Genomic DNA, 7,682 nt, shown 5'->3' with positions numbered 1-7,682 from the left:
GTTAGCGATTTCGTTCTTCTACTGGCTTTTTTGGACAAGGAAAGAGATTAAAAAAGGCCAAAAGAACCGTCCCTGTGGGCATGTGGACATTGAATAGATGAAGTTTATTGAATTTTTCTTAAGCCCTTCCCTTCATGAATCTCTCGAATACCTTCCTCGCAAACCCCGTAAGAACGCCAAGAACAAGTTTCACAGACAACTTGAATATCGGCGGGGATGACATGTTTTAGGATACGGGACTCAATTTCCTCCCATCTAAGAATTTGTCCGATTGTAAGGTTCATTTTGTCTAAAATAACGGCATCTCTTTCAAAGATCTGGTCGTCTTGGCAATGGTATTCACCTGAATTAGGGAACTTTTCACACAACTGATCTGGTCCCTTTACAAGCATAATCAACGTTTTTGGGTTGCTTCTCAAGGTTTGATGCAAAAGCGTCATATTTTCCACGTATTCTTGGGAATAGCCCATTCCCCGATAGCCTAGAAGGCAAAAAAGATGATGTCCTCGTAGCTTATACATTATTCTCCCCCAGTTTGTTTACTCCCTTTTGACATTAAAAGTAAACTATAATTGTAATTTGGTTAACATGTATAGGGTTTAGTCTACCATAAAAAAAAGAAAAACATTTGACATTTCTACCTGAAGTGTTAACATTATCCATGCAGGGAAATCATTACATGACAATTAAATAGATGAAGCAAATCCGCTAGAGGTGCCTTTTTAAAGGGCTGAGATTGAAGTACTACTTCGGGACTCTATGAACCTGATCTGGGTAATACCAGCGTAGGGAAGTGGAAAACGGGATATTTGAAGAACGTATTTTTCTATTTCGAATTTTCGACCACTTTCTTACCTAAAGAAAGTGGTTTTTTGTTTTTCACTTTAAGCCTTCGATCTTCGGAATCTGATTAAAAGGAGGGACGGGTATTTTAACTAGTATAAAAGATAAAGAGTTACATATTATTTCCAATGGAAATATGCCAATAGAACAATTATGTGAAACTGTAAGCGAAATTCATCCTTATATAACCGCGATTCATTTGCGGGAAAAACAAAAAACAGCACAGGAACTTTTCCAAGCCGTCCAACGGTTAACAAATGAAAACATCCCATTATCAAAGATTATCATTAATGACCGAGTCGATGTTGCCTGCGTTACAAGGGCTAGAGGAGTTCAATTAGCCTTCCATAGTTTAAATGCAGCGCTTGTGAAAGAAAATTTTCCTCAGCTTTTCCTCGGGAGCTCCATCCACTCCTACGAGGAAGGACAACAAGCAAAAGAGAATGGTGCTGATTACGTGCTATATGGCCATGTCTTTCCTTCGCAATCAAAACCGGGTAAGACCCCAAAAGGACTAGTGGAATTAGCAAGGCTTACCCAATTAGACATCCCGGTAATAGCCATCGGCGGGATCACACCTGAAAATACGGGGCAGGTACTTCAAGCAGGATCAAAAGGGATCGCAGTCATGTCAGGAGTTTTAGGTGCTCACGATCCATTAGCAGCAGTTAAGGCTTACCTAAATGTATTAAATGGAGATGAACAAAGTGGAAAAATCATTTGATGTGGCCATTATCGGAGGCGGAATTATCGGGTCCTCGATTGCCTACCAGCTTGCAAAAAGGGGAAGAAAAGTCATCATAATTGAGAAGGAACGAGTCGCTTGCCAAGCGTCCAGTGCGGCTGCCGGAATGTTGGCAGCACAAGCAGAGCTGGAACAAGACGGTCCTTTATTCCAGCTAGCTTTAAAAAGTCAAGCGATGTTTTCAACGCTCGCAAGTGAGTTATTTGAATATACGGGAATTGATATTGAGTATGTGAATAAAGGAATGGTGAAAATTGCCGAAACCGAAGAAATAGCGCTCGAGGTAAAAAAACAGATCACCTTCCAAAAAAAATGGGATCCAACCATTACCTGGCTCGATGCATCGGAAGTACGGTTGCTGGAACCATCTCTTTCACCAAGTGTAGCTGGAGGGATGTATCTCCCTCATGATGGGCATGTGCAACCAGCAAAGTTAACACAAGCCTTTGCAAAAGCCGCGGAACATTTTGGTGCCCAAATATGTGAAGAGACGGAGGTTCTGTCTTTTGTCTATGAAAACGGTCAGGTTAAAGGGGTTACCACCTGCAAGGGCGTCATCCATTGTGAACAGGTGGTTGTTGCCACTGGAGCTTGGGCGGCGAAATTAATGCAAGAATCAGGAATCGATATTCCTGTGTATCCGGTTAAAGGAGAATGCTTTTCGATTAGAACAGAAAGGCCGATCATCAACACTACCATTTTCTCCGACAAACGTTGTTATTTAGTACCGAAACGAAATGGGGAAATTTATATAGGTGCGACTATGATTGAAAATACCTTTGATACCAAGGTAACTCCTGAAGGGATTGCTACATTGATAGAAAGAGCGACTCAATTAGTTCCACAGATTAAGGAGGCAGCATGGGAGCGAGTATGGGCTGGAGTCAGACCGCAGACAGGCGATGGAATTCCTTATATGGGCGAACATCCAAGCTTGCGTGGGTTGTTCGTGGCAGCAGGCCATTTTCGAAATGGAATTTTATTAAGCCCGATGACAGGGGAACTAGTTGCGGACCTAGTGTCAGGTAGATTACTAAATCAGGAACTACTCTCTGCTTTTCACCTAGAACGGCACAAAGAAACGGTTAGTTAGGAGGAAAACCATGGAGGTAGTAGTAAATGGCGAGTGGATCCAATTACCCGACCATATCGTATCTGTTTCAGATGTTCTCAAATATTATGACATCCAAGATAAGGTCGTTGTTGTGGAAGTAAACGGTGAAATATTAACCAGGTTAGAGCACCAAAGTACGAGAATATCAGATAAAGATCGAATCGAAATAGTCCATTTTGTAGGAGGCGGTTGACATGTTAAAAATAGGTTCATTATCCTTTCAATCTCGTTTGTTACTTGGTACGGGAAAGTATCCAAGCTTTGAAATCCAAAAGGAAGCAGTGCTAGTGTCGAAAGCAGAAATCCTCACGTTTGCGGTGAGACGAATGAATATCTTTGAACCAAGCCAGCCGAATTTTTTAGAACAGCTCGACACTCAAAAATATAAGCTTCTGCCTAATACTGCTGGAGCAAAAACAGCCGTAGAGGCGGTTCGGATCGCAAAACTAGCGAAAGCTTCAGGACTATGCGATATGATTAAAGTGGAAGTGATTGGCTGTGATCATACCTTGCTTCCTGACCCGATTGAAACCCTTAAAGCAACGGAAGAATTAGTGAAAGAAGGATTTATTGTCCTCCCCTATACATCCGATGACGTGGTTTTAGCTCGAAAGCTCCAAGAAGTGGGCTGTCATGCGGTCATGCCAGGGGCTTCGCCGATTGGATCCGGTCAAGGGATCATCAATCCTGTTAACCTAGGCTTTATTATCGAGCAAGCGGTCGTGCCTGTGATTGTGGATGCTGGTATTGGCTCCCCAGCTGATGCGGCATTGGCGATGGAATTAGGAGCTGATGGGGTGTTATTAAATACGGCTGTTTCAGCAGCAAATGATCCGGTCAAAATGGCTCGAGCCATGAGTTTAGCGATCGAAGCGGGACGATTAGGCTTTGAAGCCGGACGAATCGAGAAAAAGAGATATGCGACAGCCAGCAGTCCCAAGGAAGGAATGAGTATCGGGTGAATCGCTACTCACGACAGGAACTATTTTCACCGATTGGGAAAGACGGGCAGCAGCTAATTTCCACGAAACATGTACTCATCATCGGAATGGGAGCACTCGGTTCAGGAAGTGCCGAAGCACTTGTCCGCGCGGGAATTGGGAAGCTCACCATTGTGGATCGTGATTATGTCGAATGGTCGAATTTACAGCGGCAGCAGCTCTATGCTGAAGAAGATGCCAAAAACCGAATTCCCAAAGTCATCGCAGCTAAAAACCGATTAACAGCGATTAACTCTTCGGTGCTGATTGAGGCCATCATTGGTGATGCCTCCGTTACAGAGCTTCTTGACTGGGCTCAAAATGTGGATCTGATGATTGATGCAACCGATAATTTCGAAACAAGAATGATCATGAATGATGTAGCACAAAAGGTGGGCATCCCTTGGATTTACGGGGCATGTGTGGGAAGCTACGGAATATCCTACACGATTATTCCAGAAAAAACACCCTGCCTTGCTTGTTTACTTGAAACCGTTCCGCTAGGCGGATTAACTTGTGACACAGCTGGAATAATAAGTCCAGCTGTGAACATGGTCGTTGCGTATCAAATAAGTGAGACCTTGAAGATTTTGGTCGGAGATGCGGATTCGCTGCGGAACAAACTCGTGTCTTTTGACTTGTGGAAAAATCAACATAGTACGATCCAAGTAGATAAATTGAAAAAAGAAGATTGTCCAACCTGTGGGGAAGAACGATCCTTCCCCTATTTAGCTTTTGAAAATCAAACCAAGACAGCTGTCCTCTGTGGAAGAGATTCTGTTCAGATACGTCCTGCGCTTCCCGCCTTGCGTGACTTGGTGGCATTAGAAAAATTATTGGCAAATCAAGGGGGAACAGTACAGCGAAATCCGTATCTATTATCTTATTCAGTGGATCCGCACCGATTAGTCATTTTTAAAGACGGAAGGGTGTTAGTCCACGGAACCAAGGATATTTCCGAAGCAAAGGCACTATACCATCGATACTTAGGGTAATGACAACCGCTGGCGATGAAGTCTTTCCATGAAAAGTTACCAAAATTATGCTAAGCTTTATTATTATGGAAAGGAGGATTAGTGATGGATAAATTAATTCCAGAAATTACACTTAATGATGGGCTAACTTTGCCAGTGATCGGTTTGGGTACATATAAGCTAAGAGGGAATGATGGTGTTCATTCCATCTTAAGCGCAATTGATATGGGATATAGACTAATAGATTCTGCTTATAATTATGAAAATGAAGGCACGGTTGGTGAGGCTGTTAGACGCAGTTCTATTGCAAGAGAAAAATTAAAGATTACATCGAAACTGCCAGGTCGCTATCAAACCTATGGCAGGGCGGTTGCGACCATTCAAGAATCGTTATTTCGGGCAAATCTAGATTATTATGATTTATATCTCATTCATTGGCCAAATCCGAAACAGGACATATACGTGGAAGCTTGGGAAGCATTAATTGATGCTAAAAAATGGGGGCTTATTCGTTCGATCGGTGTCTGTAATTTCTTACCTGAACATATAGAGCGTTTAGAAAAAGAAACAGGTGTGAAACCTAGCCTTAACCAAATCGAATTACACCCATTATTCAATCAAGCACCACAAAGAAAATGGCATGAAGAAAATAACATTACAACGGAATCCTGGAGCCCAATAGCTCGAGCAAATGAAGTTTTACAAAATGATACCATTCAACAGATTGCCGATCATCATAACAAGTCTATTTCACAAATTATTTTACGTTGGCACTATCAACTTGGGGCCATTGCCATTCCTAAATCATCATCTCCTGCAAGGCAGCTTGAAAATATATCTATTTTTGACTTCTCCCTAGATGAAATAGAAATGAGTATCCTATCAGGATTAACTCGCCCTTATGGCAGAATAAACAACCAAGATCCTGCAGTATACGAAGAATTTTAAAGCATTTAATAAATAAAACAGACAAAACACTCCACTAAAAATATAAGTGAAGTGTTTTATTTTTTAGGGAGTCCTGTAACCATAAAAGGGTGTAGTTTTTAGGACACCCTTTTCTGTTAATACTCAATAGTATATTAACCTAAGAGGTGATTTACGTGGGAGAATTATTGTTTACAACATTTTAATACTAGCTGTGTTCAGTGTAATGAGGAATTTTGAGAATTAGTACAAGAAATTAAAAATATATATAAAGGAAATGGATATAAAGTAAAACCGAGGTTAAAAAGATGTAGCGGCAATAAGCAGCTTATATGAAAAGAATTAGATTTAGCTCTCCGCCTTATATGCACAGTGAGAGGTGATGAAATCATGTTTTCTGTTACAGAAATGAGGAATTTCACGTTGTTTTCTATTCCCCATATTGTTACGTTAATTCTCTTCTTTATTACATGTTGCGCTTTAGTTTATTACAAAAAGAAACTTAAACCATACCAGCCAATTATAAAATGGATACTATTCGGTATTTTGCTTGTTTGTGAGATATCACAGCATTTGTGGTTAATATTAACAAATAAATGGGAAGTCGATGATCTTCCATTACAGCTTTGTTCAATTAGTACCTTTTTAGCACTGTTCTTATACTTGAAAAACAATCAAAAAGCGTTTAATTTGTTATTTTTTATCGGTACCCTACCTCCTATTTTAAGTATGATTACTCCTGGTATTGTCAACCAATTTCCTCATTTTCGATTCATAAGATATTTCCTTCAACATTCAGCTATTCCATTGTCCGTATTGTATTTTATCCATTTTGAAGGTTACAGGATTCCTAGGAAAGGGGTTTTATTTAACTTTTTAACTGTGAACATTATCGCCGTACCTATTTTTTTCTTGAATCAAAAGCTTGGAACGAATTTTTTCTTCTTAGCGAACCCTTCAGAAACAAAAACAATATTATCATTTTTAGGCAGTGGGATTATGTATTATATTAATCTTGAGATCGCCGCATTGTTGTTATTTATCATCACGTACATTTCAATGGATAATTTACAAGAAATAGAAAATAAGAGCATTAATGTTGAAAAGAAAATAGGTGAGAGTGAATGACTAGCGAAAAATATCCTTTCTCAGTCTAAAGAATCATCAAAGATTTCTAGACTTGGAGGGGATTTTTTTGTTGTCTGGAAAAAAGGAGGGATAAGATACAAGTTGGCCCGCAAGGCTAATGGCATAAGAAATATGTAAAAAACCGAAAAACTGGGAAATATATTAAGAATGGTTAACCTTCAGTGTTGTTGTGACATGACAGCAAAAGAGCTGAAGAAATGATCTTCAGCTCTTAATCATTTTTAACATAAAAACAACAATAACGAGTTTAGCAGAAAAGTTTATGACTCATATGTATTATGGGGGTTTCTATTCTACTGTAAACATCCAACTTACTCCATATTTATCCTTCACAGAACCATGCAGCTTGGCAAAGAAAGTTGGTTGAAGATCCATAAGAATGGTTCCGCCATCTTCAAGCACATTCCATGCATTTTTAGCACGCTCTTCAGAGTCAAGTTCGACACTGATGACCACTTTCTCGCTATTTGGAAAGTCTCGATTTCCATCCGAACCCATAATAATACCCGAATCCGTTAATTTCAATTGTGCATGCAACACAAGGTTTTTATGGCTTTCAGGAATAGGAAAATTAGGATTTGCCGGCATCTCACCGTATCTTTGCATTAAAATCATTTCTCCATCAAATGCTTTTTGATACCATTTAAAAGCCTCTTCGCATTCTCTGTTAAACATTAAATAGGGTTTAATCATTTTACTTTCTCCTTTGTCATTAAATTAGGTAAGCCATGGTGCTTCTATTAACAGCAGTAGTGGTCATATTTTATATTATACACGAACATTTGTTCTTTATACAAGAAATAGTATTAAACTAAAATTAATGGGTACTTTAATGTAGAAATCAAATTCACACGAAATCATCAATCAGCATCAAATATAAGTTAACCATAAAGTTTTAATGACATAACTAGGTCTTTTGAACTACCAAATTTTACAGCTATCATCCATTT

9 protein-coding genes and 1 riboswitch are annotated in these 7,682 nt (G+C 39.5%); of the genes, 7 read left to right on the top strand and 2 right to left on the bottom strand.

The genetic code is table 11. The features are described 5' to 3' along the window. Window positions 1–104 precede the first annotated feature (104 nt). Window positions 105–521, bottom strand: coding sequence for a DUF1284 domain-containing protein (locus COE25_RS18420; RefSeq protein WP_088087173.1), 417 nt, complete (start codon window positions 519–521; stop codon window positions 105–107). Between the two features lie 179 nt (window positions 522–700). Then, a riboswitch (TPP riboswitch) is annotated at window positions 701–809 on the top strand. Window positions 810–928: 119 nt separating this feature from the next. Here COE25_RS18420 and tenI point away from each other — a divergent pair. From tenI to COE25_RS18385, 7 genes are all read left to right on the top strand, one after another. Continuing rightward, complete coding sequence (gene tenI, locus COE25_RS18415) at window positions 929–1,567, top strand: thiazole tautomerase TenI (RefSeq protein WP_306572665.1); 639 nt, start codon at window positions 929–931, stop codon at window positions 1,565–1,567. Beyond that, complete coding sequence (thiO, locus tag COE25_RS18410) at window positions 1,551–2,681, top strand: glycine oxidase ThiO (RefSeq protein WP_088087175.1); 1,131 nt, start codon at window positions 1,551–1,553, stop codon at window positions 2,679–2,681. Before tenI ends, thiO begins: the two co-directional genes overlap by 17 nt. Before the next feature lie 10 nt (window positions 2,682–2,691). Further along, on the top strand, window positions 2,692–2,895 hold the full coding sequence (gene thiS / locus COE25_RS18405) for a sulfur carrier protein ThiS (protein ID WP_088087176.1): 204 nt from the start codon (window positions 2,692–2,694) through the stop codon (window positions 2,893–2,895). 1 nt (window position 2,896) lies between these two features. After that, complete coding sequence (locus COE25_RS18400) at window positions 2,897–3,664, top strand: thiazole synthase (RefSeq protein ID WP_098933632.1); 768 nt, start codon at window positions 2,897–2,899, stop codon at window positions 3,662–3,664. Then, window positions 3,661–4,677 carry a thiazole biosynthesis adenylyltransferase ThiF gene (locus tag COE25_RS18395; RefSeq protein ID WP_098933631.1) on the top strand — a complete coding sequence of 339 codons (1,017 nt, stop codon included), beginning with the start codon at window positions 3,661–3,663 and terminating at the stop codon, window positions 4,675–4,677. The genes COE25_RS18400 and COE25_RS18395 overlap by 4 nt, the downstream gene beginning before the upstream one ends. An 84-nt stretch (window positions 4,678–4,761) precedes the next feature. Then, a complete protein-coding gene (locus COE25_RS18390; RefSeq protein WP_098933630.1) occupies window positions 4,762–5,604 on the top strand; it encodes an aldo/keto reductase in 843 nt (280 codons plus the stop codon). 369 nt (window positions 5,605–5,973) lie between these two features. After that, complete coding sequence (locus COE25_RS18385; protein ID WP_098933629.1) at window positions 5,974–6,711, top strand: YwaF family protein; 738 nt, start codon at window positions 5,974–5,976, stop codon at window positions 6,709–6,711. Window positions 6,712–7,020: 309 nt separating this feature from the next. Here COE25_RS18385 and COE25_RS18380 read toward each other — a convergent pair whose 3' ends face one another. Next, the gene (locus tag COE25_RS18380; protein WP_088087182.1) at window positions 7,021–7,425 is read right to left on the bottom strand and encodes a VOC family protein; all 405 of its coding nucleotides are present in this window, start codon (window positions 7,423–7,425) and stop codon (window positions 7,021–7,023) included. Between the last annotated feature and the right edge of the window lie 257 nt (window positions 7,426–7,682).

It is taken from the genome of Bacillus sp. AFS031507 (assembly GCF_002584635.1).
Classification (GTDB): Bacteria; Bacillota; Bacilli; order Bacillales; family Cytobacillaceae; genus Neobacillus.
Note: the sequence above shows the minus strand (reverse complement) of the source record. Positions and strands in the feature narration are given on the sequence as shown.

What these genes read in the sequence shown, in the direction of transcription:
- COE25_RS18420 (WP_088087173.1), bottom strand. Translation starts at nt 521, where the DNA reads ATGTATAAGCTACGAGGACATCATCTTTTTTGCCTTCTAGGCTATCGG.
- thiS (WP_088087176.1), top strand. Translation starts at nt 2,692, where the DNA reads ATGGAGGTAGTAGTAAATGGCGAGTGGATCCAATTACCCGACCATATC.
- COE25_RS18400 (WP_098933632.1), top strand. Translation starts at nt 2,897, where the DNA reads ATGTTAAAAATAGGTTCATTATCCTTTCAATCTCGTTTGTTACTTGGT.
- COE25_RS18390 (WP_098933630.1), top strand. Translation starts at nt 4,762, where the DNA reads ATGGATAAATTAATTCCAGAAATTACACTTAATGATGGGCTAACTTTG.
- COE25_RS18385 (WP_098933629.1), top strand. Translation starts at nt 5,974, where the DNA reads ATGTTTTCTGTTACAGAAATGAGGAATTTCACGTTGTTTTCTATTCCC.
- COE25_RS18380 (WP_088087182.1), bottom strand. Translation starts at nt 7,425, where the DNA reads ATGATTAAACCCTATTTAATGTTTAACAGAGAATGCGAAGAGGCTTTT.